The organism is Streptomyces sp. NPDC025618 (assembly GCF_055558795.1).
Map to the genome: position 1 here is coordinate 62,117 of NZ_JBVHLW010000007.1, position 25,248 is coordinate 87,364.

A 25,248-nucleotide genomic window follows, 5' to 3' on the forward strand; every position below is an offset into this window, starting at 1 on the left:
GCCTTGCGAGAGTGGTGCGAGCAGGAGCGTGGGTGAGGCGGGGTTCGCGGGCGCGGGGCGGCGCACGGAGGTAGGAGGGGGGTGCGTACGAGCAGTACGCGCCGGTCGTACGGCCGGGTGCTCAGGGGCGTACGGATGCCCGGTCACGCGCGGGCGCACAGGGCACGCGCGTGGTCCGGATTGACCGGGAGGGGTGAGGGGTCAGCCGCCCGCGCCCGGGACGGGGAAGGCTCCCGTGGCCCGGCGGGTGATCTCGCCGTAGATCTCCGGGTCGGTGGTGTACTCACCGAGCCGGCAGGTCTTGCGGCTGCCGTGGTAGTCGCTGGAGCCGGTGGTCAGCAGGGAGAGGTCGGCGGCCAGGCCGCGCAGCCGGGCGCGCGTGGACGCGTCGTGGTCCATGTGGTCCACCTCGACGCCGTCGAGACCGGCCGAGGCGAGCTCGGCTATGCCGCTCTCGGAGACGCAGTTGCCCCGCTTGAGCGCCAGGGGGTGCGCGAGGACGGTGACCCCGCCCGCCGCCTTGACCAGGCGGATCGCGTCGAAGGGGTCGAGCTCGTGCTTCTCGACGTAGGCCCGGCCGTCACCGGCCAGCCACTCGGGGGTGAAGGCGTCGGAGACGCTGTCGATCACGCCCAGCTCGACCATGGCGCTGGCCACGTGCGGCCGGCCCACGGCGCCGCCCGCGGCGAGCTCCATGACCCGCTCCCAGGTGACGGGCACACCCAGCTCGTTGAGCTTGGCGACCATGCCGCGCGCGCGGGGCACCCGGTCGTCGCGGACGAGCTCCCGCTCGCGGGCGAGCTCCGGCTCCAGCGGGTCGAAGAGATAGGCCAGCATGTGCACGCTGAAGCCGTCGGGCCCCGCGAAGCGGCAGGAGAGCTCGGCGCCCGTGACCAGGGTGAGCCCGGCGGGCAGCGCGGCGATGGCCTCGGCGTGGCCGCCGACCCCGTCGTGGTCGGTCAGCGCGACGACGTCCAGCCCGGCTGCGGCCGCGTTGCGGACCAGCTCGGCGGGGGTGTCCGTGCCGTCCGAAGCCGTGGAGTGGGTGTGCAGGTCGATGCGCACGTCACGGCTCCTGGCGGTGGGACGGAAGGGGACCGGTTCAGGATAACCGGCGCCGCCGTCGGCACCGCCACGCACCGGCGCTCCGTCCCGGACGCCGGGTTACGGGGACAGACTCCGGGTCACGGGGACAGCAGCCGCGGGGACAGCGCGCCGCACGGCAGGAGTTCCACCTCGGCGCCCGCCTCGCGCAGATCCGTGAGCACCAGCTCGTCGTACATCAGCAGCCCCGACCGCTCCGGCCAGACGACCGCCCACAGCCACAGCCCGCGCGCCTCGCCCGCGAAGACCGCGCGGTCGTCGGGCGCGCCGTCGACGTGCCAGAGGGGGGTGGGGCGGCCCGCCGCGTGCACCTTGGCGTGGGGCGAGCGGTCGACGCACATATGGGGGCCGGGGTCGGGGCCGTCGATCCCGGCATAGCGGGCGCCGAGGCCGACGCCGAGCTCCTCGGCGACGAGCAGCAGCTCACCCGGGCCGCCGAGCGGGCTCGGGCCCGAGCAGGCGACGGTGGTGGCCCGGCCGCCGCTGCGGTCGTCGCCCGCGCACGTCACGCCCGTGAAGAGCCAGCCGACGGGCAGCGGCCAGGGCATCCACACCGGCACCCGGGCGCGGTTGACGACGACGGCCAGCGCCTCGACGCTCGGCGGGACGACCGGCTGCAAGGGGTGCACCGGCCCGTGCACGGAGCACTGCCAGGAGTCGGAGAAGAGACCGGGCGCGCGCACCCGGCCTCCGCACTTCGGGCAACTGGGTTCGCCCCTCATAAGGCCCAACGGTCCTCCGAGCCCGCCGCCGCGTCAAGGACGATCACCCGTCCGGACGCCGACACCCCGGAGCGTCACCCCAGGGGCACCCCGGGCCTCAGTGGGTCACGCAGATCGGTGCCGTGCGCGAGCCAGCGCTCCTCCAGCGCGGCCGCTCCCTGGACGCGCTTCCACGCGGCCTCGTTCGGTGTCATCGGCAGCAGCGGAAGGAAGCGGACGGGCTCCATGGGGTCGTCCAGTGCGAGGTCCTCGATCAGCCCGCCGGACTCGGCGACGAGCACGGAGGTGAACGGCGCGCCCGGCCACAGCGGCTCGCCCGTGTCCAGCGAGGCGCCGGGCGCCACGACGAGCCCCTCCACCTGCGGGGACGCGGCGAGCACGGCCAGCGGGCGGAGCACCTTGTCGGTGTCGGCGCGGCCGGCGCGTACGGAGAGGACCAGTTCGGCGCGGGGGCCTCGGAGCGGATCGGCGACCACGGCGGTGGGGTCGGCCATCGGCTGGGCGGACATGCCGAGGGTGGCGTAGCGGACGACGTCTCCGTCGAGAAAGCGGAGGACTTCGATCCGGTCGGTGCCGAGGAAGGTCACCGCGGCGCGCGCGTCCGGTTCGCCCAGGGCTGTCCGCAGCCGGGCCTCGACCAGTGCGAGAACGTCTGACATGCAGTGAGCATAGAACGCGTATCGAACGGGCAAAGGAGGGTATTGACGGGTTAAGTGGCTGCTAGCCTTGACCTCTGGTCAGGGAGTTACGCTCGTCCCTCAGCGGGGACCGGCCGGAGGAGGTGGGGCTGCGGTGGATCCTAGTCGACCGTGCAGTACCGGCAGTTCTCCCGTCCCTCCGCTCCGGGCGCGCTCCTTGTGATCTGAAAGCTTTCCCGTACCGGCCGTTTTCGCCGGATACCACCGGGATTCCTCTTGGAAGTCCTTTCGCGCCCGCAGCACTTGACGGAAGAGCGCCTTCGTCTCGCTTTGTTCCGTGTTCTCTGCGAAGTTCTTGCGCACTGCCGTCAGTCCGCCGCACCGCGCGAAGCGCCGCCCGCTTTGCGGATGTATCTCCTCCCGACCGGGGTGGTACGTCCACGTTCCGGGCAGCGTTGCGCCGCTCCACCGAGACTGACGGCCGGCCCGTGAAGGAGCCTGCCATGTCGATGATCCGCGACCTGCGTGCCGCCGTCCGCCCCGCCCTCCGCCGGGGTGTCACTCCTCATGAGTACGACTCCACCCGGGACCCCTCCGTCAGCAGCGCGGTGGTCGACTGTGCGATCTACCGCGACGGCAAGCGCCTCAGCGACCACGTCAGCCCGGCCGATGCCATGCGGCGGGTGCGGGCCGGGGGCGGCTTCGCGTGGATAGGGCTGCACGAGCCGACGGAGCGTGAGTTCTCCGGCATCGCCCAGGAGTTCGGGCTGCACCCGCTCGCCGTGGAGGACGCCGTCCACGCCCACCAGCGGCCCAAGCTGGAGCGCTACGACGACACGCTGTTCACCGTCTTCAAGACCATCCACTACGTCGAGCACACGGAACTGACCGCCACCAGCGAGGTCGTGGAGACCGGCGAGGTGATGTGCTTCACCGGGCCGGACTTCATCATCACCGTCCGGCACGGCGGCCAGGGCTCGTTGCGCGCGCTGCGCCACCGCCTCCAGGACGACCCGGAGCTGCTCGCCAAGGGCCCCTCGGCCGTCCTGCACGCCATCGCCGACCAGGTGGTCGACGGCTATATCGCGGTCGCCGACGCGGTGCAGGACGACATCGACGAGGTCGAGATCGATGTCTTCTCCGCGCCCAGCAAGGGCTCTTCGCGCGGTGGCGACGCGGGCCGGATCTATCAGCTCAAGCGCGAGGTGCTGGAGTTCAAGCGGGCGGTCTCGCCGCTGATGCGGCCGATGCAGCAGCTCAGCGAGCGGCCGATGCGGCTGGTCGACCCGGACATCCAGAAGTATTTTCGCGACGTCGCCGACCACCTCGCGCGCGTGCACGAGCAGGTGGTCTCCTTCGATGACCTGCTCAACTCCATCCTCCAGGCCAACCTCGCGCAGGCGTCGGTCGCCCAGAACGAGGACATGCGGAAGATCACGTCGTGGGCGGCGATCTGCGCGGTGCCGACGATGATCGCCGGGGTCTACGGCATGAACTTCAAGTACATGCCGGAGCTGGAGTGGAAGTACGGCTATCCGACGGTGATGGTCGTGACGGTGGCGATCTGTGTCGCCATCCACCGGGGCTTCAAGCGGAACGGCTGGCTGTAGCGGCTGGAGAAGGGGGTCAGCCCGCCGCCCGGTCGCCCCGGATCACCAGGGCCAGGCCCGCCAGGATCACCAGCAGCGCGGGACAGGCCGCGGCCGGCGGGAGCTGGTGCAGCCACAGGGCCGCGATCAGCGCGGCTCCCGGCGTCTCCAGCAGGATCGCCGTCGAGGTGACCGACGGCCCGAGGCCCTTGACCACGCGGTTGATCAGCGAGTGCCCGAGCAGCTGCGCGGTGACCGTGAGCAGGGCCAGCTTCAGCCACGTCTCCCCGCTGTAGCCGCCGAGCCGGGCGCCGGACACCAGGCAGGTGACCAGCAGCAGGACCGTCGTCGTCGCGTACAGCACATAGGTGTACGCCACGGTACCCACCGTCCGCCGCACCTCCGCCCCCAGCAGGACGTACCCGGCGGCCGCGATGCCGCCGGCGAGCGCGAGCGCGTCCCCGGCGAGCGCGCGGGCCGATACCGCGAAGTCGACGCCCGTCAGGATCACGACACCGAGGAACGCGAGAGCCGTGCCCGCCCAGACGAGCCCCGGGCGGCGGTGTCCGCCGAGGCGCAGCAGGAGCGTGGTCCAGATCGGGGTCGTCGTGACGAGCGCGGTCGAGGACGCGACCGAGGTCATCCGCAGGCTCGGCAGCCACATCGCGAAGTGCACGGCGAGCAGCACGCCCGCCGCCACGGACAGCAGCAGGGCCCGGCGCCCGATGCCGCGCAGCTCGGCGCGGTGCCGGAGGAGCGCGAGCGGGGTGAGGGCGCCGACCGCCATGGCGTTGCGCCAGAAGGCGATGGCGAGGGCGGCCGGGGTGATGGTCGCGGTGAGCGGCGCGGAGAGCGAGATCCCGGCGATGGCCACGGCGAGCAGGGCGACGTCCGTACGGACCGGGGCCGCGGCACTCGCGGGCGCCTGCGGCGGGGCGGCGGGGCCCGTACGGGCGGCACGGGCGGTCCTGGTGGTCCGGGCAGTCATCACCCGTCCAGCGTAGGCGGCATAAGGTGAGCTCATGACGCAGACGCTGGCGCTGATCGAAGAGGCCACCAAGAAGTCCGGCCTCATCTGGGTGCAGGGTCCGACGGGGCCGAGCCGCGCGCTGTGGCACGTGTGGCACGAGGGCGCCGCCCATCTCGTCGGCGGGCCCGGCGAGCAGCCCGTGGAGGAGCTCGGGCTCGCGGACGGCGCGCGGGCGGTCGTGACGGTGCGCAGCAAGGACAAGGGCGGCCGCCTGGTGACCTGGCACGCGCGCGTGAGCGAGCTCGCGGCGCGGGGCGAGGAGTGGGGCGCGGCCGTCGCCGAGCTCAAGAGCAAGCGGCTCAACGCGCCGGACGCGGAGCGGATCGAGGAGCGGTGGGCCGCGGAGTGCCGGGTGCTCCGCCTGGAGCCCGAGGGCTCCACGGTGGAGCTGCCGTCGGGGGCGCTGGCCGCGCAGCCCCTGCCGTCCCCGGCCGTCACACGGATGCCCATGCCCGCGGCCCTGCCGCGCCTGCTCCGGGGCCGGCGCCGCCGGGGCTGACCCCGAATGGGGCTTCAGGACGTGCCCGGGTCCTTGCCTGTGCCCGAGTCCTTGCCTGTGGAGGTGCCCTTGCCCGCGGACGGGTCGGCGCCGGTCGGGATGTTCTTGCCGTAGTCGACGGTGGCGCTCTTGTCCGGGACGGAGAGGGCGAAGTCCTTGCCCCAGTCGCCCAGTTCCAGCTGGCCCGCCCCGCCCGCCCGCTGCACCCGCACCGGATACGGCGTGCCCGTCAGGGAGACGTCGAGCGTGCCGCCGCTGCCCTTGGCACCGCCGGTGACGCGGATCGTGCGGACACCGGCGACCGTCCCGTGGTCGCCGCGCGTGAGCTTGCCGTGCAGCACGAGCAGGCCGTCCAGCAGGACGTTCTTGTCGGTGAAGCCCTTGAACTGCTGGTAGGACGGGTCGTTTGAGGGGACCTTCACGTATTTCTTCTCCAGCTTGCCGCCCGCCGCGCCGCCGCCGTCCCCGTGCGACCAGAACGCCGCGGGTGCCTTGAGGTAGAGCTCGTCGCCGACCCGCAGCAGCTCGAACGCGCCGGCGCCGGTCGCGACCTGGCCCGTGCCGCCGTCCTTCTTCAGCCGCATGTCGATCCTGTACGTACGGCCCTGGCTGACGACGCTGCCGGACAGGTGGACCGCGTCCGCGCCGCGGGCGGCCGCCGTGGCCTGGTCCTGGATCTTCGCGGCGTCGAGCTTGCCCACGCCGTTGGTGCCCGCGTCGGGATCGTCGCCACCGCCGCCACAGGCCGTGAGCGCGGCGGACAGGCCGGCGCACAGCGCTCCGACGAGTGCCGCCTTCGGGGTTCGCACGTCTGCTCATGCCTCCTGACACCGATGGAGTACGGCAGCGTACCCGGGCCGCGCGGAGGCGGAAGCGGGGAGTCCGTACGGCCGTCTCTCCCGCGCCGGGGAGAAGCAGGGCACGTAGCCTGAAATCTGGACATCACCCCTTCGGATTCCGGAGCAGGAGGGCGCGGCCATGGCGGGAGGCGTCCACCGGGTGTTCGTCTCGCACCTCTCCGGGGTGGCCGTCTTCGACCCGAACGGCGACCAGGTCGGCCGGGTGCAGGACCTCGTCGCGATGCTGCGCGTCGGCGGCCGTCCGCCGCGCGTGCTGGGTCTGGTCGTGGAGGTCGTCAGCCGCCGCCGGATCTTCCTGCCGATGACCCGGGTGACGGGCGTGGAGTCCGGTCAGGTCATCACCACCGGCGTGATCAATCTGCGGCGCTTCGAGCAGCGGCCCACGGAGACGCTGGTCGTCGGCGAGCTGCTGGACCGCCGGGTGCGCCTGGTCGACGGAGGCGAGGAGGTCACCGTCCTCGACGTGGCGGTCACCCAGCTGCCGGCCCGCCGCGACTGGGAGATCGACAAGGTCTTCGTCCGCAAGGGCAAGGGCGGGGCCCTGCGCCGCAAGGGCGAGACGCTGACGGTGGAGTGGTCGGCGGTGACCGGCTTCTCGCTGGAGGAGCACGGGCAGGGCGCCGCGAACCTCCTGGCCACCTTCGAACGGCTGCGCCCCGCCGACCTGGCCAGCGTGCTGCACCACCTGTCGCCGAAGCGGCGCGCGGAGGTGGCGGCCGCCCTCGACGACGACCGGCTCGCCGACGTCCTGGAGGAGCTGCCGGAGGACGACCAGATCGAGATCCTCGGCAAGCTCAAGGAGGAGCGGGCGGCCGACGTCCTGGAGGCCATGGACCCGGACGACGCCGCCGACCTGCTCTCCGAGCTGCCCGAGGACGACATGGAGCGGCTGCTGACGCTGATGCAGCCGGAGGACGCCGCCGACGTACGGCGCCTGATGGCCTACGAGGACCGGACGGCGGGCGGCCTGATGACCACGGAGCCGATCGTGCTCCGCCCGGACGCCACGGTCGCCGACGCCCTCGCGCGGGTGCGCAACCCCGACCTCTCCCCCGCGCTGGCCGCGCAGGTCTACGTGTGCCGCCCGCCGGACGAGACCCCGACGGGCAAGTATCTGGGCACGGTGCACTTCCAGCGGCTGCTGCGGGACCCGCCGTTCACGCTCGTCGGGTCGATCGTCGACACCGACCTGCGGCCGCTGCCGCCGGACACCCCGCTGCCCGCCGTCACCAGCTATCTGGCGACCTACAACATGGTCGCCGCGCCCGTGGTGGACGACAGCGGCGCGCTGCTGGGCGCGGTGACCGTCGACGACGTCCTGGACCACCTGCTGCCGGACGACTGGCGGGAGACCGAGCTGCACTCCGGCGCACTGGGCATGAGCGATCTTCCGGAGGCCGCGGATGGGCACTGAACGCAGTCGTGAGGAGCGGGCCAAGGAGCGGATCGCGCACCAGCCGCGGGTGCGGCTGGACCTCCCGCGGGTGCGGCGGCGCAGCTGGCTGCCCAGCTACGACCCGGAGGCGTTCGGGCGCACCTCGGAGCGGATCGCGCGGTTCCTGGGGACGGGCCGGTTCATCGTCTGGATGACGGTCGTCATCGTGCTGTGGGTGCTGTGGAACACCACGGTGCCGGGGCATCTGCGGTTCGACAACTATCCGTTCATCTTCCTGACCCTGGTGCTCTCGCTCCAGGCGTCCTACGCGGCGCCGCTGATCCTCCTCGCGCAGAACCGGCAGGACGACCGCGACCGGGTCAACCTGGAGCAGGACCGCACGCAGAACGAGCGGTCCATCGCGGACACGGAGTATCTGACGCGGGAGATCGCGGCGCTGCGGATGGGCCTGGGCGAGGTCGCGACGCGGGACTGGATCCGCTCGGAGTTCCAGGATCTGGTGAAGGAGCTGGAACAGCGGCGGGTATTCCCGTACGAGAGTGAGGAACGCGACCGCTGAAGGGCCTTTCCGGAGGCCCCCTCACGCGCCGTACCATCGTGCTTATGGCTACCGACACGAACGGCACGTCTGTGAGCGAGGACGCGATCCGCGCCGCGCTGGCGACGGTGAACGACCCCGAGATCCACCGTCCGATCACCGACCTCGGGATGGTCAAATCGGTGGGGATCGGTGCGGACGGCTCGGTCGCGGTAGCGGTCTATCTGACGGTCCAGGGCTGCCCGATGCGCGAGACGATCACGAGCAACGTGCGCAACGCCGTGGCCGCCGTCGAGGGCGTCACCGATGTCACCGTCGAGCTCGACGTGATGAGCGACGAGCAGCGCAAGGAGCTGGCGGCGTCGCTGCGCGGCGGCACGGCCGAGCGCGAGGTGCCCTTCGCCAAGCCGGGCTCGCTGACCCGGGTCTACGCGGTGGCGTCCGGCAAGGGCGGCGTCGGCAAGTCCTCGGTGACGGTCAACCTCGCGGCGGCGATGGCGGCCGACGGCCTGAAGGTCGGCGTCGTGGACGCGGACATCTACGGCCACTCGGTGCCCCGCATGCTGGGCGCGGGTGAGAGCCGGCCCACCCAGGTCGAGAACATGATCATGCCGCCGTCGGCGAACGGCGTGAAGGTCATCTCGATCGGGATGTTCACGCCGGGCAACGCCCCGGTGGTGTGGCGCGGCCCGATGCTGCACCGCGCGCTCCAGCAGTTCCTGGCGGATGTCTACTGGGGCGACCTGGACGTCCTCCTGCTCGACCTCCCGCCGGGCACCGGTGACATCGCGATCTCCGTCGCGCAGCTCGTCCCGAACGCCGAGATCCTGGTGGTGACGACCCCTCAGCAGGCCGCCGCCGAGGTCGCCGAGCGCGCCGGTTCGATCGCCGTGCAGACGCACCAGAAAATCGTCGGCGTCGTGGAGAACATGTCCGGGCTGCCCTGCCCGCACTGCGACGAGATGGTCGACGTCTTCGGCACGGGCGGCGGCCAGACGGTCGCCGACGGCCTGACGCGCACGACCGGCGCGAACGTGCCGGTGCTGGGCTCGATCCCGATCGACGTCCGGCTGCGCGAGGGCGGCGACGACGGCGAGCCCGTGGTCCTGTCGGACCCCGACTCCCCGGCGGGCGTCGCGCTGCGGGCGATCGCGGGCAAGCTCGGCGGCCGCCAGCGCGGCCTGTCGGGGATGTCCCTGGGGATCACCCCGCGCAACAAGTTCTGACGCCGCCCGCGCGGCAGGCACGGTAAGGGGCGGTCTCCATGGAGGCCGCCCCTTACCGCTACTGGTTCCCGGTCTCCAGGTCCTTGACCGGCGCGTCGGGGGCGTTGCTCTTCACGGACGCGATGCCCTTCTCGGCCGCGGCCTTGCTGTTGTACGCCTCGCCGACGGCGATGATCTCGCCGTTCCCGGCCTTGAGGCGGAACCGGTGCTGGCCGGCCTTGTCCTTGTAGAGCTCGAACGAACCACCCATGTCGCTTCACCTCTCCGAGTGCGTCCCCTGCCAGGCATTCAAGCCCGGCACCGGGACCCCCGCAGCTCGGGTGGCCCGATCGGTGACCGCCTCAGCCCCCGTAGGCGGCGAGGTCCTTGATCACCGAGAAGCCCATGCCGTACGCGCTCATACCCCGCCCGTACGCGCCCAGGTGGACGCCCTCGGCGGAGCCGGCGAGCACCCAGCCGTACTCGGACTCGCGGTAGCGGAAGTCGGTGGGCACCCCGTCGACCGGGAGCGACAGCGTCGACCAGGCGGGCTCCTCCAGATGGTCGGCGAGCTCCCAGGCGAGGGCCGTCTGCTGGTCCAGCCAGTCCTGCCGCAGGGCGCGCTCCATCTGCGCCGGCCAGGTGGACGACAGCAGCCCCGAGCCGGCCAGCCAGGCGGCGGAGGAGACCGAGGTGGCCTCCAGCACGCCCGTGCCGTCGGCGCTGCGCCGGACGGGGCGGCTCGCGACGGTCACCACGACGGCGAAACGCTGCTTGGCCTCAGCGGGGGCGATCTTCTCGCCCCGCAGCGAGGGCTCCTCGCCATGGCCCGTGGAACCGTGCTCCACGGTCCCGTCGGCGGCGGCGCCGACCTGCATCAGCCAGCGCGGCCCGCTGAACGCCTCGTCCAGGCCGTACCAGGGGAACGAGGCCAGCAGATAGCCGTCGACGGACCGCCGGGCACCGGGGCCGCTCTGTGCCGCATCCTGTGCGGCGGCCGCCCCGGCCTCACCGGCCGGCCCCTGCGCCCCTACCCGACTCGTCGTCTCCATCTGTGCGGCGCCTCCTCGTTGCCCGATGTCCTGGGCGAGCCCGCCCCCTAGGGAGACTTCACCCCAAACACAGGGAGGATAGCCACCCCCGTCAATGGCGCCGGGGACGCGCGAGCTCAGGTGGCGTCGGAATCGAAGGGCGGACGCTCGCCCGGATGCAGCCCCTCGCGCTTTTTGAGCAGGTCAGGACCGCTGGAGGGGGATGCGGAGCCGGGGGCGGCCGGCTCGGAGGAAGGGGCGGGGGCACTGCTGCGACCGTGGACCGCGTCGGCCACGTCGCCCATCTCCGCCTTGAAGTCGAAGCCGTTGCGGATCTCCTTCAGGCCCAGCTCGTCCTTGTCGAGCACGTGCTTGCGCACGAAGGTCTTGGGGTTCAGGTCCTCGAACTCGAAGTCCTTGAACTCCGGGCCCAGCTCGGAGCGGATGTCCTGCTTGGCGTTCTCCGAGAACTGCCGGATCTTGCGCAACGTCCGCGACACGTCCTGGATCATCTTCGGCAGCTTGTCCGGGCCGAAGATGAGCACCGCGATCACCACGAGCGCGACCAGCTCGAGGGGTCCTATGTCGAGCACGTTGCAGCTCCTTGATGCGTAAGTGGCCGGGGGTCGCGGCCACCTATCACGGTACCTGGCCCCGGGACCGCCGAGGGCGACACCCGGGCCAACATCAGGCCAAAGCTCACCGCGCGCCCGCCGAGCCCAGGGTCAGCTCCACGGTCCGCTCCCCGCCGTCGTGCTCCACGGTCAGGGAGAGCCGGTCACCCGGACGGTGGCTGCGGACCTTGACGATCAGCTCCTGGCCGCTGTGCACCGGGGCGCCGTCGACCTTCTTGATCACGTCCTGGTCCCGGATGCCGGCCTTGTCACCGGGCCCGCCCGGGGTGACGGCCGGGCCGTCGGCGCCCTTGGAGTTCACCCGGGCGCCGTCGCCCGCGTAGGTCATGTCCAGGGTCACCCCGATGACGGGGTGGGTGGCCCGGCCGGTGTTGATGAGCTCCTCGGCGACGCGCTTGGCCTGGTTGACCGGTATGGCGAAGCCGAGACCGATGCTGCCGCCCTGGCCGCCGAGCTCGGAGCTGTCGCCCGCGGACCGGATCGCGCTGTTGATCCCGATGACGCGGGCCTGGGAGTCCATCAGCGGCCCGCCGGAGTTGCCCGGGTTGATCGGGGCGTCGGTCTGGAGCGCGTCCACATAGCTGACGTCGCTGCCGTCCTGCTTCTGGCCGCCCGCGGTGATCGGGCGCTCCTTGGCGCTGATGATCCCGGTGGTGACGGTGCCCGCGAGGTCGAAGGGCGCGCCGATGGCGACCACGGAGTCGCCGACGCGGACGGAGTCGGAGTTGCCGAGGGCGAGCGGGGTCAGCCCGGTCACGCCGGAGACCTTGAGCACGGCCAGGTCGTAGCCGCTGTCCCGGCCGACGACGGTGGCCTTCGCCGTCTGGCCGCTGTTGAAGGTGACCGATATGTCGCCGCCGGAGCCCGCGGGCTCCACGACGTGGTTGTTGGTGAGGATGCGGCCCTCCTTGTCCAGGACGAAGCCGGTGCCGGTGCCCTGGTCGCTGCCGCCGCGCACATGGATCGTCACCACGCCGGGCAGGGCGCGCGCCGCGATCCCGGCGACGCTGCCGGGGGCGCGCCCGGACCGGTCCGCGGGCGCCTGCGGCAGCCGCACGTGGTGCCCGACCACGCCGTCCCGCTCCAGGAACGCGCCGACGACCCCGCCGATGCCCCCGGCGACGAGCGCCACGATCACCGCTCCGACGACGATCCGCCCGCGCCGCCGCGCGGCCGGCCCCGGGGCGGGAGCGGCCGGTGCGGTCGCGGGTGAGACGGCCCAGGGGTCGTAACCCCAGGGCGCGGGCAGGGGCGCCCCGTACGGGAACGGGGCGCCGGGCGGGGCGGGAGGCGTGCCCGGCGGCGGGAGGCGGGTGCCGTGGGCCGGGGTGCCGGGGCGCTGGACGGGCGGCGCGGGCGCCCACGGTCCGGGACGGCCGTAGGGCGGGGTGCTGTACGGATCGGGCGCGTGCCGGGGTGCCGGGGCGGCGTAGGGAGACGCGGGGGCGGCGTCCTCGCCGCCCCGGTCCTCCGGGCCGGGCGGCACCGCGTCAGGCGGTGTCGTACGCCGGGGACGGCTCCACCAGTGCGGCTTGGGGCCCATGGGCCCGGCCTTCCCCTCGTCCATCTTCTCCCCACCGTTCGCCGGAGGGCGCACGGCGTCGCCCGAGGGATCCGCGGCCCACCGGGAATTCAACCAGGTCCGCGCGGGCCTGCGCAGAGGGCCCGGGGCCGCCGCCCGGATCCGTCGGGCACGGCCATGGCGGGATCAGGGCGGGCCGCGGCGGGCCATGGCGGGAACGGATCAGTGCCGGATCCGCGCGCTGTCGGCCGCGGAGAAGCCCGGGGCGGGGAGCGCGGCGCGGATCAGCGGCGGGAACGGCGCGGCGGAGGGCCGCAGCAGCGAGACTCCCGTGGCCCCAGGCGGGGGCGCGGGCGGGGCGCCGGGCACCGCGGGCCCGTCCCGCCCGGCGAGCGTGAGGGCGAGGGAGCGACGGCTGTCCTCCGCGGTGCCCCCCTGGCTCATGGAGAGAGGCGTGGTGGCCACGCGGGGGTCCTCCGAGCGCGCGCTGGTGGTCTCGCCGACCGAGGCGAGCGGCTGGGCGCTGCCGAGCGCGAAGGCCGCGAGCGAGACCGCGCCCGCCGCCGCGAAGGCGAAGCGGCGCCCGCGCGAGGCGCCGCGGGAGGGGTCGGGCAACTCGTGGACGCGGAAGCCGCGGTCGCGCTGCCAGGGGGCGGCGGGGAAGAGGGCAAAGGTTTCAGCCCGGGTGCCGGAGCCGCCTTTTCCCTGACTCCCGGACCGCTTGCGGCCGTCCGGAGCGGGCCGCGCGCCGTCGCCGCGCAGTCCCTCGGAGCCGTCGCCGCCGGGGCCGGTGCCGGGCAGGTTCTGCAGGCGGGCGAGCAGCGCGTCGGAGAGCGGCGGGGCTGCCGCCTCGGCGAACACGCTCTTGAGCCGGCGCTGGGCGTCGGCTTCGGCTTTGCATTTCCAACAGGTCGCCAGGTGCGCGAGCACCCGCTCCCGAGAGTCGTGTCCCAACTCCCCGTCGACCAGGGCCGCGAGGCGGTCGCCGAGATGGTGCTCGGCGGGGGACTGACCGCCTGAACCGGTCACGCGATCCCTACCTCCCCACCCAGCGGAAAGCCGGGGCCCGCACCCGTGACGGCGACAGCGCGCTGCTCGGCCCGGGCGGCGGGCGAGCGGTGCTGAAGTGCCTTGCGCAGGTGGGAGCGGCCACGGTGGATGCGGCTGCGCACGGTGCCGAGCTTGACGCCGAGCGTCGCGGCGATCTCCTCGTAGGAGAGGCCCTCGATGTCGCACAGGACGACGGCGGCGCGGAACTCCGGGGCGAGGGTGTCCAGCGCCTGCTGGACGTCCGCGTCGAAGTGGGTGTCGTTGAAGTGCTGCTGGGGGGACGGCTCGCGGCTGGGGAGCCGCTCCGCGGCGTCCTCGCCGAGGGCGTCGAAGCGGATGCGCTGGCGTCGCCGGACCATGTCCAGGAAGAGGTTGGTGGTGATGCGGTGCAGCCACCCCTCGAACGTGCCCGGGGTGTACGTCGACAGCGAGCGGAAGACGCGGACGAACACCTCCTGCGTGAGGTCCTCGGCGTCGTGCTGATTGCCGGTGAGGCGATAGGCGAGGCGGTAGACCCGTGCACTGTGCGTGCTGACGATCTCCTCCCAGGAGGGAGGGGCCCACGCCTGCGAATCCGCATCGGTGGCGAAGGTCGCGGTGGGTGCGGAGTCGGCGATGGGGGCACCGCCCATGCCGTTCAGGCCATGGGGGAGCGAACGGTCAGCGGTCTTGGTCACGGATTTCGGCTCGCCGATGGACCTGCGAAAGCGCTTCAGCACGCCCCGACGGTCTCCGGCCGCAGCCGCACCTCCCCTGTCGGCTCTGGTGGTGTCCAGTGGAGCCCCTACCATATCCATCCCGCCCGTTAGCTCAGGATAAGGAATTTTGACCTTCATTTGGTCTTGGTCCCCCGTCCCCGACGTCTCCCCCCGGCTTCCTCCGCCGTAGCCTTCCGATTCTTCCCAACGCGCGGTCCCATCTGCGGGTTCCCGTGGTCAGCGGATACAGTCACGGTTGCGTCGACTACGGGGACAGGAGAGGGCCATTACCGGCAACCAGCAGACGAGCTGGGCGTTCGCCGATGCGTTCGTCGCCGAGGGAGAGGCGCTGCGGTGGGCCCGGGACCGGGCTCACGAGGCAGGTCTCCGCTCGGTGTCGTCCGGCACCGGCGCCGCGCTGCGCCTGCTCGCCGCGGCGGTGGACGCCAAGGCGGTGGCCGAGATCGGCACGGGCACGGGCGTCTCCGGCCTCCATCTCCTGCACGGCATGCGGCCCGACGGTGTGCTGACGACCGTGGACAGCGATCCGGAGTGCCAGCAGTTCGCCCGGCAGGCGTTCCGCGCCGCGGGCTTCGCGGGCAACCGGGCGCGCTTCATCCCGGGCCGCGCGCTGGAGGTCCTGCCGCGCCTCGCCGACGGCGGATACGACCTGGTGTTCTGCGACGGCGACCGGCTGGAGTGCCTCGACTATCTAGCCGAATCGTTGCGCCTGTTGCGGCCGGGCGGACTCGTCTGCTTCGAGGGCGTCTTCGCGGACGGCCGCACGGTCGACTCCGCCGCCCAGCCCGCCGAGGTGCAGCGGCTACGCGAGTTGCTGCGCGCCGTCCGCGAGTCCACGGTGCTGCTGCCCTCGCTGCTGCCGGTCGGCGACGGACTGCTGTGCGCGGCCCGGCGCGGCTGACGGCCGCCCGCCCGGGCGCGCGCGGGCGGCCGCGGATACGCCACTGCCCCGGAGCCGGGACGAGCCGGCGCCGGGGCAGCGTGAGATCCGCAGGCCGCGCGTCAGACGGTGACCTTCTCCAGGGCCTCGCCGAGAGCCTTGGCCTCGTCCGGGGTCAGCTCGACGACGAGACGACCGCCGCCCTCGAGCGGAACCCGCATGACGATGCCCCGCCCCTCCTTGGTCACCTCGAGCGGGCCATCGCCCGTCCGCGGCTTCATGGCCGCCATGCTCGTTCCCCTTCCTGAAACCAGCTCGCCGCAGCCGACAACCCAGGTGTCACCGGCATCGAACACATTGCTTCCAGGCCATTATCCCGCATCGCGTGACCCGATGACCAACATCAGTCCGCATCCGGTCGGCAACGCGCTCTCTCAAAACCACCCAATTCGGCGATCGGACTGCGATACTGCGCCGCCATCGCACCGCCTCGATGGCCGGTTTCTTTGACGCAGGTCACATATCGGCTGCCGGTGATCTCCGGCATGCTGACCCTGACGGCTGTCGACGCAGCCGCGACGAGGGAGGGAGCGGCTCCATGGCCGACACCGTGCTGTACGACGTGACGGACGGGCTCGCGACGGTGACACTCAACCGTCCCGACGCCATGAACGCGCTCGACATCGCGACGAAGGTGGCGCTGCGCGACGTGCTCCAGGAGGCCGGCGCGGATCCGGCCGTGCGCGCCGTCCTGCTGACCGCCACGGGGCGCGCCTTCTGCGTCGGACAGGACCTCAAGGAACACGTCGAGCTGCTTGCCCGGGCCGAGTCGGTGATGACCACCGTCAAGGAGCACTACAACCCGATCGTCACCGCGATCACCGGGATGCGGAAGCCGGTCGTGGCCGGGGTCAACGGTGTCGCGGCGGGCGCGGGCGCGGGCTTCGCCTTCGCCGCGGACTACCGCGTCGTCGCGGACACCGCCTCCTTCAACACCTCCTTCGCCGGGGTCGCGCTCACCGCCGACTCGGGCGTCTCATGGACCCTCCCCCGCCTGGTCGGCCACAGCCGCGCCTCGGACCTGCTGCTGTTCCCCCGCAACGTGCCCGCCCAGGAGGCGTACGAGCTGGGCATCGCCAACAAGGTCGTGCCCGCGGCGGAGCTCGCCGCGCAGGCCCGGGCGGTGGCCCGCCGTCTCGCGGAGGGCCCGACCGGGGCCTACGCCGCGCTCAAGGAGTCGCTGGCCTACGGCGCGGACCACTCGCTCGCCCAGTCGCTGGCCAAGGAGGACGAGCTCCAGGGCCGCGCGGGAGCCTCCGCGGACCACCGCATCGCGGTCGACGCCTTCCTGAAGAAGGAGAAGCCGCGCTTCGTGGGGCGCTGACCGGTCGGGCGGCTACGCGCCCTCGCGCGCGTGGCAGTTGGCCAGGTGGTCGTTGACCAGGCCGCACGCCTGCATCATGGCGTACGCCGTCGTGGGGCCGACGAAGCGGAAGCCCCGCTTCTTGAGCTCCTTCGCCAGCGCCGTGGACTCCGGGGTCGTCGCGGGCACGTCCGCCGCCGAGCGGGGCGCCTTCCGGGGGGCGTCCGGGGCGTACGACCAGATGAAGGCGTCCAGCTCGCCGGGCGCCCACTCCGCCGCCACCCGGGCGTTGCCGATCGCCGCGGTGATCTTCGCGCGGTTGCGGATGATGCCCGGGTCGGCGAACAGCCGCTCGGCGTCGGCCTCCGTGAAGGCCGCCACCTTGGCGATGGAGAAACCGGCGAAGGCCGCGCGGAACCCCTCGCGGCGGCGCAGGATCGTCAGCCACGACAGCCCGGACTGGAACGCCTCCAGGCACATCCGTTCGTAAAGGGCGTCGTCGCCGTGCACCGGGCGGGCCCACTCGGTGTCGTGATAGCGGCGGTAGTCCTCCATGGACTCCGCTTCCAGGCCCCAGGGACAGCGCGCCAGGCCGTCCGGGCCGACGACCGCTCCGGTGCTCACGCTTCCCCGCCCCCGCTCCGCTCGCCCGGCGCGGCGTCGTGCGGCGCCGGGCCGGGGCCCTCCTCGTGTCTCCTCGCCGCCTGCGCCCGCGCGTCGGCGAGGGACCGCTCCAGCTCGGCGATCCGCGCGTCCCTTTCGGCCAGTTCGGCGCCGAGCCTGTCCAGGACGTCGTCGGTCTCCGTCATGCGATAGCCGCGCAGGGCGAGCGGCAGCCGCACCGCGTCGACGTCGGCCCGGCTCGTGGGCCGGTCCGCGGGCAGCGGCCAGGCGATCCGGTCCGGCTCGGCCTCGGGCAGCGAGACACCGCTCCCGCCGCCCACGACGAAGAGCGTGACCGCGGCCACCACCACGACCAGCGCGATGAGCAAGAACCAGAACACGACCATCTCCCAGGTGCGCCCGCCACACGAATCCGTCGTCCACGATCGTGCCATGCCCCACTGACAGTTAAGGTCGCTGGCGGACCACGCGAAGAGGAGTAGGGAAATGCTGCGGCTGGGACGACGCGAGTTCGACGCCCACGAACCGGTGATCATGGCGATCGTCAACCGGACGCCTGACTCCTTCTACGACCAGGGGGCCACCTTCCACGACGAGGCCGCGCTGGCCCGCGTGGAGCAGGCGGTGGCGGAGGGTGCCGCCATCATCGACATCGGCGGCGTGAAGGCGGGCCCCGGCGCGGAGGTCACCGCCGAGGAGGAGGCGCGGCGCACCGTCGGCTTCGTGGCCGAGGTCCGCCGGCGTCACCCGGACGTGGTGATCAGCGTGGACACCTGGCGGCACGACGTCGGCGAGGCGGTCTGCGAGGCGGGCGCCGACGTGCTCAACGACGCGTGGGGCGGCTTCGACCCCAAGCTGGCCGAGGTCGCGGCGCGGTACGGCGTGGGCCTGGTGTGCACGCACGCGGGCGAGGTGGAGCCGCGCACGCGGCCGCACCGCGTCGCGTACGACGACGTGATGGCGGACATCCTGCGCGTGACGCTCGGGCTGGCCGAGCGGGCCGTCGCGCTCGGCGTCCGGCGCGACGCGATCATGATCGACCCGGGCCACGACTTCGGGAAGAACACCCGCCATTCCCTGGAGGCGACCCGGCGGCTGGGCGAGATGGCGGAGACGGGCTGGCCCGTGCTCGTCTCGCTGTCCAACAAGGACTTCGTCGGGGAGACGCTCGACAAGCCGGTGAAGGAACGGGTGCTGGGCACGCTCGCGACAACGGCCGTCTCCGCGTGGCTCGGGGCGCGGGTCTACCGCGTGCACGAGGTCGCGGAGACCAGGCAGGTGCTCGACATGGTGGCGTCGATCGCGGGGCACCGGGCCCCGGCGGTGGCGCGCCGCGGGCTCGCCTAGCGCACGCGGCAGGCGCCCCGCCGGGCCCGCGGGCGGGCCGGCGGGCGCCGCGCCGCTTACGCCCCGGCCTCCTTGGTGACCAGGCCGACCGCCTCGTCGACATCGTCCGTCACATGGAACAGGTGCAGGTCCTGCAGGCCCGCCTTGCCCTCCGCGATCAGGGTGTCGCGGAACCAGTCGACCAGGCCGCGCCAGTACGCCGTGCCGAAGAGGACGATCGGGAAGCGCGTGACCTTCTTGGTCTGCACCAGCGTCAGCGCCTCGAACAGCTCGTCCAGCGTGCCGAGTCCGCCCGGCAGCACGACGAACCCGCTCGCGTACTTCACGAACATCGTCTTGCGGACGAAGAAGTAGCGGAAGTCCACACCGAGGTTGACGTAGGAGTTGAGGCCCTGCTCGAAGGGCAGCTCGATGCCGAGGCCGACGGAGATGCCGCCCGCCTCCGTCGCGCCCCTGTTGGCGGCCTCCATCGCGCCGGGGCCGCCGCCGGTGATGACCGCGAAGCCGGCCTCGACCAGGCCGCGGCCGAGCGCCACCCCGGCCTCGTACTCCGGCGAGCCCACCGGCGTGCGGGCCGAGCCGAACACGCTGATGGCGGGCGGCAGTTCGGCTAGCGCGCCGAAGCCCTCGACGAACTCGGACTGGATGCGCATCACCCTGAAGGGATCCTCGTGCACCCAGTCCGCGGTGCCTCTGGTGTCCAGCAGATGCTGGTCGGTGGTGCCCTGCTGCATCTGGCCGTGCCTGCGCACGACCGGCCCACGGCGCTGTTCCCGCTGTGCGCGGGTTCCTTCGGGATGTGCCATTCCGCTCTCCCTCCGCTGATCGTTGCTGTTCAGCGTAGGGCCAGACGGCGCCGCGGGCGGGCCCGTCAGGAGGTCAGCCAGGCGCGCAGCCGCTCCTCGCACCGCGGGATCAGCTCGGCGCGCACCCGCTCGTCCCGCTTGTGCGCGACCATGGGATCGCCGGGACCGTAGTTGACGGCGGGCACGCCGAGCGCCGAGAAGCGCGAGACGTCCGTCCAGCCGAACTTGGGCTTCGGCGTCCCCCCGACGGCCTCGATGAACGCCGCGGCGGCCGGGTGGGACAGGCCGGGCAGCGCGCCGGGCGAGTGGTCGTCGACGACGAACTCCGCGACGCCGCAGCCCTCGAAGACCTCCCGGACGTGCGCCAGCGCCTCTTCCTGGGTGCGGTCGGGGGCGTAGCGGAAGTTGACGGTGACCGTGCAGGCGTCGGGGATGACGTTGCCGGCGACGCCGCCCTCGATCCGTACGGCGTTGAGCCCCTCGTGGAACTCCAGGCCGTCGATGACCGGCCGGCGCGGCTCGTAGGCGGCGAGCCGGGCGAGGACCGGGGCCGCCGCGTGGATCGCGTTGCTGCCCATCCAGCTGCGCGCCGAGTGGGCGCGCTCGCCCTCCGTGCGCAGCAGGACCCGCAGGGTGCCCTGGCAGCCGCCCTCGACCTGGGCGTCGGTCGGCTCCAGCAGGACGGCGAAGTCGGCGGTGAGCCAGTCCGGGTGGGCCGCGGCGACGTGGCCGAGGCCGTTGAGATGGGCGGCGACCTCTTCGTTGTCGTAGAAGACGAACGTCAGGTCGCGGTTGGGCGCGGGGACGGTCGCGGCGATGCGCAGCTGCACCGCGACGCCGGACTTCATGTCGCTGGTGCCGCAGCCCCACAGGAAGCCGTCCTCGTCCAGGCGCGAGGGGACGTTGTCGGCGATGGGGACGGTGTCGATGTGCCCGGCGAGCACCACGCGCTCGGCGCGGCCCAGGTTCGTGCGGGCGACGACGTTGTTGCCGTACCGGTCGACGGTCAGGTGCGGCAGCGCGCGCAGCGCGTTCTCCACCGCGTCGGCGAGCGTCTTCTCGTTCCCGCTCTCCGAGGGGATGTCGACGAGCCGGGCGGTGAGGGCGGCGGCGTCGAGGGACAGGTCGAGTACGGCGTCATCCATGCCCGCGACTCTAACCCGGCCCCGCGGGGCCGGGCCCCGGCCGGAAGAATCCGGCGGATCCCCGCGCGGAGGGCCCCTGAGTGCGGCCCGGGGCACGGCCCTCATGATTCTCATATCTCTCCAGTAACGTTTGCCGCATGTCCCGGATCTTCGTCACCCGCCGTGGTCGCCTGCTGCGCGTCGTGGCCGCCTGCGCCGTGCTGCTGGCGCTGATCGGTTACGGCGTGGCCCAGCTGGTGACGGGCGGCCCCGGCGCCCCCCGCTGCACCGTGCGGGCCAACGGCGCGTCGTACGCGATGGCGCCCGAGCAGGCGGTGAACGCCGCGACCATCTCGGCCGTGGGCGCCGCCCGCGGGCTGCCGGAGCGCGCGGTGACGATCGCGCTCGCGACGGCCATGCAGGAGTCGGGGCTGCGCAACATCCACCACGGCGACCGCGATTCGCTGGGCCTGTTCCAGCAGCGCCCGACGCAGGGCTGGGGCACGGCGGACCAGATCACCGACCCGGTGTACGCGGCGGGGAAGTTCTACGACCACCTCGTGCAGGTGCCCGGCTATTCGCGGCTGCCGCTGACGGTGGCCGCGCAGAAGGTGCAGCGCAGCGGCTTCCCGCAGGCGTACGCCAAGCACGAGCCGGACGCCTCGCTGCTGGCGTCGGGCCTGACGGGCCGGGCGGAGGCCGCCTTCAGCTGCACGACGAGCCCGGCGGACGGTCAGCACGGGGACCCCTCGGCGGTACGGACCAAGCTGCGGCGCGAGTTCGGCGCGACGGTGCTGCCGGCCACGGACGGCACCGGGGGCGCGGGCACCAACGGCGCGGCGGGCACGGCCGCCCGCACGGTGGCGGTGCCCGCGACGTCGACGACGGACGCGCCGGACGACGCGCCCACGCGGCGGGGCTGGCAGCTGGCGTCGTGGGCCATGGCCCACGCTTCCGAACTGCGGATCGAGCGCATCGACTTCGCCGGCCGCGAGTGGACGGCCGAGGACTCCCGTGCCGGCTGGCGCGTGACGAAGGACGCCGCGGCCTCCCCGTCGTCAGAGGTCCGGATCACCACCGTTCAGTAGTACGAGGGGCCCCTCCTGCGGGGTATCCGCCCGGCGGGCGGGCGGAAATCCGGCATGCCCCGCGGAGCCCGTCCGACCGCTCCCAAGCCCCTTGCGACTAAAGGCTTGTACGCCTTTAGGACAACGTCGCACCCTGCGCGATTTGCCCGGGAATTCCCGAAACCGATAATGCGACGCATTGCCAAGGCTTTACCTTCGGGCACCGCAACCTTCGAGGCTCTCACGCGGTAGTCACTGCGTCCGCTCGCCGGACAGCTAACGTCGTCAACTCCGCCAAAAGGAGCATCATGTCCCTCCCCCTTTCGCGTCGGATCGCCCGGGTAGCCCTGCTGGTCGCCGCCGGTGCCGCACCCGTCATCGGCGCGGCAGGAGCAGCCAACGCCGCGGACTTCAAGGCCCCTGAGCTCAGCGGCCTGAGCACCGTGGACGGCGCGAGCCTGGGCAACAACATCGCGGCCACCTCCCACAAGGCCGGAGTCGCGACGGCCGCGGTCGGCCACAAGGCCGTGGACACCGCCGCCCCGGGCGCCACGGACACGCTCGGCAAGACCGCCCAGAGCACCACCCCGGCCGCGCAGAAGGTGGCGGGCGACCTCGGCGGCTCGGCCGCGGGTGTCGTGGGCAGCACGGCGGAGACCGCGACGAAGGGCGGCCTGCCCACCGGTGGACTGCCGACCGGCGGCCTGCCGCTCGGCCACTGATCCGTCTTTCGCCACGCGAGAGGGCCCGGGAGCGATTCCCGGGCCCTCTCGCTTCGCGTGCGGGGTGCGGTCCCCGGTCAGGCGGACAGCCGCCGTACCGCCTCGGCCACCCGCTCGTCCGTGGCCGTGAACGCGACGCGGACGAACCGCTCGCCCGCCGCTCCGTAGAAGTCGCCCGGCGCGACCAGGATGCCCCGCTTGGAGAGGTCCGCCACGGTGTCCCAGCACGGCTCGTCGCGCGTGGCCCACAGATACAGCGACGCCTCGCTGTGCTCGATCCGGAAGCCCGCGCGCTCGAGCGCGGCGCGCAGGGCCGCGCGCCGGCGCGCGTAGCGCTCGCGCTGCTCGGTGACGTGCGCGGTGTCCCCCAGTGCCGCCACGGTGGCCGCCTGGACGGGGGCGGCGACCATCATGCCGCCGTGCTTGCGGATCTGGAGCAGCTCGCCGAGGACCGCGGCGTCACCGGCGAGGAACGCGGCGCGGTAGCCGGCCAGGTTGGAGCGCTTGGAGAGCGAGTGGACGGCGACGATCCCCTCGTACGAGCCGCCGCACACCTCCGGGTGCAGCACCGAGACCGGGTCGGCCTCCCAGCCCAGCTCCAGATAGCACTCGTCGCTGAAGAGCAGCACGCCGTGCTCGCGCGCCCAGGCGACCGCCCGGCGCAGCTCGTCGGCGGTGAGGACCCGGCCGGTGGGGTTCGACGGGGAATTGAGCCACAGCAGCTTCACGCCGGCCGGGTCGAGGTCCCACGGGTCGTCGTAGACGACGGGCTCGGCGCCCGCGAGCCGCGCGCCGACCTCGTAGGTGGGGTAGGCGAGCCGCGGATAGGCGACCTTGTCGCCCGCGGTGAGCCCGAGCTGCGTCGGCAGCCAGGCCACCAGCTCCTTGGAGCCGACGACGGGCAGGACGTTGGCGTGCGTCACGTCCCGGGCGCCCAGGCGGCGCTCCACCCAGCCGGTGAGCGCGTCGCGCAGCGCGGCCGTGCCCCACACCGTCGGATAGCCGGGGCTGTCGGCGGCGTCGGTCAGGGCCCGCTGGATCAGCTCGGGCACGGGGTCCACGGGGGTGCCGACCGACAGGTCGACGATGCCGTCGGGATGGGCGGCGGCCGTCGCCTTGTACGGGTCGAGCCGGTCCCACGGAAAGACGGGAAGACGGGAAGAGACTGCGCCCACGGGTGCTCGCTCGCTCTCTTGCAAAGGGGTGCTCGGATCAAATGCCGCGGCCCCGCACGGCGCGAGGGCCGTACGGGGCCGTGGTGGCTGCCGCGAGAATCAGTGCTCGGGGTTGATGTCCGCCGGCAGCGCGGCGATGAAGGGGTGGTCACGCTCGATCAGACCGAGCTTGGAGGCACCACCGGGCGAGCCGAGCTCGTCGAAGAACTCGACGTTCGCCTTGTAGTAGTCCTTCCACTCCTCAGGAGTGTCGTCCTCGTAGAAAATCGCTTCGACCGGGCAGACCGGTTCACAGGCACCACAGTCGACGCATTCGTCCGGGTGGATATACAAGGACCGGGAGCCCTCGTAGATGCAGTCGACGGGGCACTCCTCGATGCACGCCTTGTCCTTCACGTCGACACAAGGCTGCGCGATGACGTAGGTCACGCTGTCGTTCCTCCTCGGTAGGGCTCATCTCGCGCGGGAGCGCGGCGTCGTCGATGCCCACACCTAGTATCTCCGTTCCCGGGCAGTTGACGAACAAGAGGGGCGAGGAGAGCTGTGGAATTCACCACGGGCGGACGGCTGGAAGTCCGGATCAGTACCGCCGATGTGGGAAAAAGGGTATCTGTCCGACGGCTGAACGACCCCGGACGGTCCCCCGAGCGCTTCACGGACACCGTCGGGGTGCTCGACTCCTGGGACGGAGGTGTGCTGCGGATCACACGGCGGACCGGTGAGACGGTGGTGATCGAGGAGTCCTCGCTCGTCGCGGGCAAGGTGATCCCGGCCGCTCCGGCCCGCAGGCGCGGACCGGCCACGACGGTGCGGGAGCTCCAGGAGATCGCGACGCGCGGCTGGCCCGCGCGGGAGACGGCGGCGCTGGGCGGCTGGACGCTGCGGGCCGCGGGCGGTTTCACCGCCCGGGCCAATTCGGTGCTGCCCCTGGGCGATTGCGGGATGCCGCTGCCGCGGGCCGTGGAGCGCGTCGTCGCCTGGTACGGGGAGCGCGGCCTGCCCGCGGTCGTGCAGGTCACGACCGGCGACGCGGCCGAGGACGAACGGCTGGACGCGGAGCTGGCGCGGCGCGGCTGGACGGCCGAGCGGCACGCCGTGGTGCGCACGGCCGCCCTGGCCCCCCTCGCCGACACCGCGGCCGACACCGGCCGGGTGCTGCTCTCCCGGGAGCCGGACGAGGCGTGGCTGCGGGCGTACGGGCGCACCTCCGCGTCCGCCGCCGACGCGCTGGCGGTGCTGACGGGCGGTCCCTCCGTGTGGTTCGCGACCGTGCCGGGCGAAGAGCGGCCCGCGGCCATCGGGCGCTGCGTCGTCGACGGCCGGTGGGCGGGGTTCTCCGGACTGGACGTGGACCCGGCCCGGCGCCGGGAGGGCCTGGGGACCCTGGTCATGGCCGCGCTGGCCGAGCGGGCGCTGAGCGAGGGCGCCTCGGCGGCGTACCTCCAGGTGATGACGGACAACGGCGGGGCGGACGCGCTCTACGACGGGCTCGGCTTCACCACGCACCACACGTACCACTACCGTCGCGCGCCACGGGGATAGGCGGTCACAGGCGCACCATGGACACCGGCGGTGGGTGTTTTCCCCCACCGCCCCGAGCGG

29 protein-coding genes are annotated in these 25,248 nt (G+C 72.9%); 11 read left to right on the forward strand and 18 right to left on the reverse strand.

Features of this window, described 5'->3' with window-relative positions:
• Positions 1 to 201: 201 nt before the first annotated feature.
• The 3 genes from ACZ4A5_RS09370 to ACZ4A5_RS09380 form a co-directional block, all read right to left on the reverse strand.
• Positions 202 to 1,065: a PHP domain-containing protein gene (locus ACZ4A5_RS09370; protein WP_467580343.1), complete on the reverse strand. Its 864-nt coding sequence runs from the start codon at positions 1,063 to 1,065 to the stop codon at positions 202 to 204.
• Positions 1,066 to 1,184: 119 nt separating this feature from the next.
• Positions 1,185 to 1,826: a DUF6758 family protein gene (locus ACZ4A5_RS09375; RefSeq protein WP_398870348.1), complete on the reverse strand. Its 642-nt coding sequence runs from the start codon at positions 1,824 to 1,826 to the stop codon at positions 1,185 to 1,187.
• A 74-nt stretch (positions 1,827 to 1,900) separates the two neighbouring features.
• Positions 1,901 to 2,485, reverse strand: a complete 585-nt coding sequence (locus tag ACZ4A5_RS09380) for a suppressor of fused domain protein (RefSeq protein ID WP_467580346.1) — start codon at positions 2,483 to 2,485, stop codon at positions 1,901 to 1,903.
• Positions 2,486 to 2,967: 482 nt separating this feature from the next.
• Here ACZ4A5_RS09380 and ACZ4A5_RS09385 point away from each other — a divergent pair, with 482 nt between their 5' ends.
• Positions 2,968 to 4,074: a magnesium and cobalt transport protein CorA gene (locus ACZ4A5_RS09385; RefSeq protein WP_467580349.1), complete on the forward strand. Its 1,107-nt coding sequence runs from the start codon at positions 2,968 to 2,970 to the stop codon at positions 4,072 to 4,074.
• A 16-nt stretch (positions 4,075 to 4,090) separates the two neighbouring features.
• Here the strand turns inward: ACZ4A5_RS09385 and ACZ4A5_RS09390 are convergent, their stop codons facing one another.
• Positions 4,091 to 5,041, reverse strand: coding sequence for a DMT family transporter (locus ACZ4A5_RS09390; protein WP_467580697.1), 951 nt, complete (start codon positions 5,039 to 5,041; stop codon positions 4,091 to 4,093).
• A 34-nt stretch (positions 5,042 to 5,075) separates the two neighbouring features.
• Between ACZ4A5_RS09390 and ACZ4A5_RS09395 the strand changes: the two genes are divergently transcribed.
• Entirely contained in the window at positions 5,076 to 5,582 is a 507-nt protein-coding gene (locus ACZ4A5_RS09395; RefSeq protein WP_467580352.1) for a hypothetical protein, read from the forward strand.
• Positions 5,583 to 5,596: 14 nt separating this feature from the next.
• Here the strand turns inward: ACZ4A5_RS09395 and ACZ4A5_RS09400 are convergent, their stop codons facing one another.
• The gene (locus ACZ4A5_RS09400; protein WP_467580355.1) at positions 5,597 to 6,391 is read right to left on the reverse strand and encodes a hypothetical protein; all 795 of its coding nucleotides are present in this window, start codon (positions 6,389 to 6,391) and stop codon (positions 5,597 to 5,599) included.
• A 169-nt stretch (positions 6,392 to 6,560) separates the two neighbouring features.
• Between ACZ4A5_RS09400 and ACZ4A5_RS09405 the strand changes: the two genes are divergently transcribed.
• Genes ACZ4A5_RS09405 through ACZ4A5_RS09415 form a run of 3 tightly spaced genes read left to right on the forward strand, consistent with a single transcriptional unit; the run spans position 6,561 to position 9,602 of the window.
• A complete protein-coding gene (locus ACZ4A5_RS09405) occupies positions 6,561 to 7,856 on the forward strand; it encodes a magnesium transporter MgtE N-terminal domain-containing protein (RefSeq protein WP_467580358.1) in 1,296 nt (431 codons plus the stop codon).
• On the forward strand, positions 7,846 to 8,397 hold the full coding sequence (locus ACZ4A5_RS09410; protein WP_467580361.1) for a DUF1003 domain-containing protein: 552 nt from the start codon (positions 7,846 to 7,848) through the stop codon (positions 8,395 to 8,397). The genes ACZ4A5_RS09405 and ACZ4A5_RS09410 overlap by 11 nt, the downstream gene beginning before the upstream one ends.
• A gap of 44 nt (positions 8,398 to 8,441) precedes the next feature.
• Positions 8,442 to 9,602: an Mrp/NBP35 family ATP-binding protein gene (locus ACZ4A5_RS09415; RefSeq protein WP_467580364.1), complete on the forward strand. Its 1,161-nt coding sequence runs from the start codon at positions 8,442 to 8,444 to the stop codon at positions 9,600 to 9,602.
• 58 nt (positions 9,603 to 9,660) lie between these two features.
• Here the strand turns inward: ACZ4A5_RS09415 and ACZ4A5_RS09420 are convergent, their stop codons facing one another.
• The 6 genes from ACZ4A5_RS09420 to sigE all read right to left on the reverse strand — a co-directional run bounded on the left by ACZ4A5_RS09420 (position 9,661) and on the right by sigE (position 14,610).
• Positions 9,661 to 9,852: a YegP family protein gene (locus ACZ4A5_RS09420; RefSeq protein ID WP_467580367.1), complete on the reverse strand. Its 192-nt coding sequence runs from the start codon at positions 9,850 to 9,852 to the stop codon at positions 9,661 to 9,663.
• Between the two features lie 91 nt (positions 9,853 to 9,943).
• The gene (locus ACZ4A5_RS09425) at positions 9,944 to 10,633 is read right to left on the reverse strand and encodes a hypothetical protein (RefSeq protein ID WP_467580369.1); all 690 of its coding nucleotides are present in this window, start codon (positions 10,631 to 10,633) and stop codon (positions 9,944 to 9,946) included.
• 116 nt (positions 10,634 to 10,749) lie between these two features.
• Complete coding sequence (locus ACZ4A5_RS09430; protein ID WP_467580372.1) at positions 10,750 to 11,205, reverse strand: sec-independent translocase; 456 nt, start codon at positions 11,203 to 11,205, stop codon at positions 10,750 to 10,752.
• 106 nt (positions 11,206 to 11,311) lie between these two features.
• Positions 11,312 to 12,814: a S1C family serine protease gene (locus tag ACZ4A5_RS09435; protein WP_467580374.1), complete on the reverse strand. Its 1,503-nt coding sequence runs from the start codon at positions 12,812 to 12,814 to the stop codon at positions 11,312 to 11,314.
• Between the two features lie 177 nt (positions 12,815 to 12,991).
• Entirely contained in the window at positions 12,992 to 13,798 is an 807-nt protein-coding gene (locus tag ACZ4A5_RS09440) for an anti-sigma factor family protein (protein ID WP_467580377.1), read from the reverse strand.
• A complete protein-coding gene (gene sigE / locus ACZ4A5_RS09445; protein ID WP_467580379.1) occupies positions 13,795 to 14,610 on the reverse strand; it encodes an RNA polymerase sigma factor SigE in 816 nt (271 codons plus the stop codon). Before sigE ends, ACZ4A5_RS09440 begins: the two co-directional genes overlap by 4 nt.
• Positions 14,611 to 14,773: 163 nt before the next feature.
• On the opposite strand from sigE, the gene ACZ4A5_RS09450 reads away from it, so the two are divergent.
• Entirely contained in the window at positions 14,774 to 15,439 is a 666-nt protein-coding gene (locus ACZ4A5_RS09450) for an O-methyltransferase (protein ID WP_361525134.1), read from the forward strand.
• A gap of 101 nt (positions 15,440 to 15,540) precedes the next feature.
• Here ACZ4A5_RS09450 and ACZ4A5_RS09455 read toward each other — a convergent pair whose 3' ends face one another.
• Entirely contained in the window at positions 15,541 to 15,708 is a 168-nt protein-coding gene (locus ACZ4A5_RS09455; protein WP_003985072.1) for a DUF3117 domain-containing protein, read from the reverse strand.
• Between the two features lie 308 nt (positions 15,709 to 16,016).
• On the opposite strand from ACZ4A5_RS09455, the gene chcB reads away from it, so the two are divergent.
• Positions 16,017 to 16,802: a 2-cyclohexenylcarbonyl CoA isomerase gene (gene chcB, locus ACZ4A5_RS09460; RefSeq protein ID WP_467580382.1), complete on the forward strand. Its 786-nt coding sequence runs from the start codon at positions 16,017 to 16,019 to the stop codon at positions 16,800 to 16,802.
• 12 nt (positions 16,803 to 16,814) lie between these two features.
• On the opposite strand, the gene ACZ4A5_RS09465 is transcribed toward chcB, so the two are convergent.
• Both ACZ4A5_RS09465 and ACZ4A5_RS09470 read right to left on the reverse strand, forming a co-directional pair.
• Positions 16,815 to 17,405 carry a DNA-3-methyladenine glycosylase I gene (locus ACZ4A5_RS09465; RefSeq protein ID WP_467580385.1) on the reverse strand — a complete coding sequence of 197 codons (591 nt, stop codon included), beginning with the start codon at positions 17,403 to 17,405 and terminating at the stop codon, positions 16,815 to 16,817.
• On the reverse strand, positions 17,402 to 17,791 hold the full coding sequence (locus ACZ4A5_RS09470; RefSeq protein ID WP_467580700.1) for a DivIVA domain-containing protein: 390 nt from the start codon (positions 17,789 to 17,791) through the stop codon (positions 17,402 to 17,404). The genes ACZ4A5_RS09465 and ACZ4A5_RS09470 overlap by 4 nt, the downstream gene beginning before the upstream one ends.
• A 100-nt stretch (positions 17,792 to 17,891) precedes the next feature.
• Here ACZ4A5_RS09470 and folP point away from each other — a divergent pair, with 100 nt between their 5' ends.
• Positions 17,892 to 18,752, forward strand: a complete 861-nt coding sequence (folP, locus tag ACZ4A5_RS09475) for a dihydropteroate synthase (protein WP_467580387.1) — start codon at positions 17,892 to 17,894, stop codon at positions 18,750 to 18,752.
• Between the two features lie 56 nt (positions 18,753 to 18,808).
• Here folP and ACZ4A5_RS09480 read toward each other — a convergent pair whose 3' ends face one another.
• Together ACZ4A5_RS09480 and dapE are read right to left on the reverse strand one after the other, a co-directional pair.
• Positions 18,809 to 19,558 carry an LOG family protein gene (locus ACZ4A5_RS09480; protein ID WP_467580389.1) on the reverse strand — a complete coding sequence of 250 codons (750 nt, stop codon included), beginning with the start codon at positions 19,556 to 19,558 and terminating at the stop codon, positions 18,809 to 18,811.
• A 65-nt stretch (positions 19,559 to 19,623) separates the two neighbouring features.
• Positions 19,624 to 20,703 (reverse strand): succinyl-diaminopimelate desuccinylase, encoded by a 1,080-nt coding sequence (gene dapE, locus ACZ4A5_RS09485; protein ID WP_467580391.1) that lies wholly within the window; start codon positions 20,701 to 20,703, stop codon positions 19,624 to 19,626.
• Positions 20,704 to 20,840: 137 nt separating this feature from the next.
• Between dapE and ACZ4A5_RS09490 the strand changes: the two genes are divergently transcribed.
• Positions 20,841 to 21,770: a VldE C-terminal domain-containing protein gene (locus tag ACZ4A5_RS09490; protein WP_467580393.1), complete on the forward strand. Its 930-nt coding sequence runs from the start codon at positions 20,841 to 20,843 to the stop codon at positions 21,768 to 21,770.
• 287 nt (positions 21,771 to 22,057) lie between these two features.
• The gene (locus ACZ4A5_RS09495) at positions 22,058 to 22,471 is read left to right on the forward strand and encodes an ATP-binding protein (RefSeq protein WP_398870328.1); all 414 of its coding nucleotides are present in this window, start codon (positions 22,058 to 22,060) and stop codon (positions 22,469 to 22,471) included.
• A gap of 77 nt (positions 22,472 to 22,548) precedes the next feature.
• Here the strand turns inward: ACZ4A5_RS09495 and dapC are convergent, their stop codons facing one another.
• Both dapC and fdxA read right to left on the reverse strand, forming a co-directional pair.
• Complete coding sequence (dapC, locus tag ACZ4A5_RS09500; RefSeq protein WP_467580395.1) at positions 22,549 to 23,646, reverse strand: succinyldiaminopimelate transaminase; 1,098 nt, start codon at positions 23,644 to 23,646, stop codon at positions 22,549 to 22,551.
• Positions 23,647 to 23,745: 99 nt separating this feature from the next.
• Positions 23,746 to 24,075 (reverse strand): ferredoxin, encoded by a 330-nt coding sequence (fdxA, locus tag ACZ4A5_RS09505; protein ID WP_030366150.1) that lies wholly within the window; start codon positions 24,073 to 24,075, stop codon positions 23,746 to 23,748.
• 114 nt (positions 24,076 to 24,189) lie between these two features.
• Between fdxA and ACZ4A5_RS09510 the strand changes: the two genes are divergently transcribed.
• Positions 24,190 to 25,188: a GNAT family N-acetyltransferase gene (locus tag ACZ4A5_RS09510; protein WP_467580399.1), complete on the forward strand. Its 999-nt coding sequence runs from the start codon at positions 24,190 to 24,192 to the stop codon at positions 25,186 to 25,188.
• Positions 25,189 to 25,248 lie beyond the last annotated feature (60 nt).

Bases quoted from the DNA above. Each gene is read 5' to 3' on its own strand.
- ACZ4A5_RS09375 (WP_398870348.1), bottom strand. From the start codon at position 1,826: ATGAGGGGCGAACCCAGTTGCCCGAAGTGCGGAGGCCGGGTGCGCGCG.
- ACZ4A5_RS09380 (WP_467580346.1), bottom strand. From the start codon at position 2,485: ATGTCAGACGTTCTCGCACTGGTCGAGGCCCGGCTGCGGACAGCCCTG.
- ACZ4A5_RS09385 (WP_467580349.1), top strand. From the start codon at position 2,968: ATGTCGATGATCCGCGACCTGCGTGCCGCCGTCCGCCCCGCCCTCCGC.
- ACZ4A5_RS09390 (WP_467580697.1), bottom strand. From the start codon at position 5,041: ATGACTGCCCGGACCACCAGGACCGCCCGTGCCGCCCGTACGGGCCCC.
- ACZ4A5_RS09395 (WP_467580352.1), top strand. From the start codon at position 5,076: ATGACGCAGACGCTGGCGCTGATCGAAGAGGCCACCAAGAAGTCCGGC.
- ACZ4A5_RS09405 (WP_467580358.1), top strand. From the start codon at position 6,561: ATGGCGGGAGGCGTCCACCGGGTGTTCGTCTCGCACCTCTCCGGGGTG.
- ACZ4A5_RS09410 (WP_467580361.1), top strand. From the start codon at position 7,846: ATGGGCACTGAACGCAGTCGTGAGGAGCGGGCCAAGGAGCGGATCGCG.
- ACZ4A5_RS09415 (WP_467580364.1), top strand. From the start codon at position 8,442: ATGGCTACCGACACGAACGGCACGTCTGTGAGCGAGGACGCGATCCGC.
- ACZ4A5_RS09420 (WP_467580367.1), bottom strand. From the start codon at position 9,852: ATGGGTGGTTCGTTCGAGCTCTACAAGGACAAGGCCGGCCAGCACCGG.
- ACZ4A5_RS09425 (WP_467580369.1), bottom strand. From the start codon at position 10,633: ATGGAGACGACGAGTCGGGTAGGGGCGCAGGGGCCGGCCGGTGAGGCC.
- ACZ4A5_RS09435 (WP_467580374.1), bottom strand. From the start codon at position 12,814: ATGGACGAGGGGAAGGCCGGGCCCATGGGCCCCAAGCCGCACTGGTGG.
- sigE (WP_467580379.1), bottom strand. From the start codon at position 14,610: ATGGTAGGGGCTCCACTGGACACCACCAGAGCCGACAGGGGAGGTGCG.
- ACZ4A5_RS09455 (WP_003985072.1), bottom strand. From the start codon at position 15,708: ATGGCGGCCATGAAGCCGCGGACGGGCGATGGCCCGCTCGAGGTGACC.
- chcB (WP_467580382.1), top strand. From the start codon at position 16,017: ATGGCCGACACCGTGCTGTACGACGTGACGGACGGGCTCGCGACGGTG.
- ACZ4A5_RS09470 (WP_467580700.1), bottom strand. From the start codon at position 17,791: ATGGTCGTGTTCTGGTTCTTGCTCATCGCGCTGGTCGTGGTGGTGGCC.
- folP (WP_467580387.1), top strand. From the start codon at position 17,892: ATGCTGCGGCTGGGACGACGCGAGTTCGACGCCCACGAACCGGTGATC.
- ACZ4A5_RS09480 (WP_467580389.1), bottom strand. From the start codon at position 19,558: ATGGCACATCCCGAAGGAACCCGCGCACAGCGGGAACAGCGCCGTGGG.
- dapE (WP_467580391.1), bottom strand. From the start codon at position 20,703: ATGGATGACGCCGTACTCGACCTGTCCCTCGACGCCGCCGCCCTCACC.
- ACZ4A5_RS09490 (WP_467580393.1), top strand. From the start codon at position 20,841: ATGTCCCGGATCTTCGTCACCCGCCGTGGTCGCCTGCTGCGCGTCGTG.
- ACZ4A5_RS09495 (WP_398870328.1), top strand. From the start codon at position 22,058: ATGTCCCTCCCCCTTTCGCGTCGGATCGCCCGGGTAGCCCTGCTGGTC.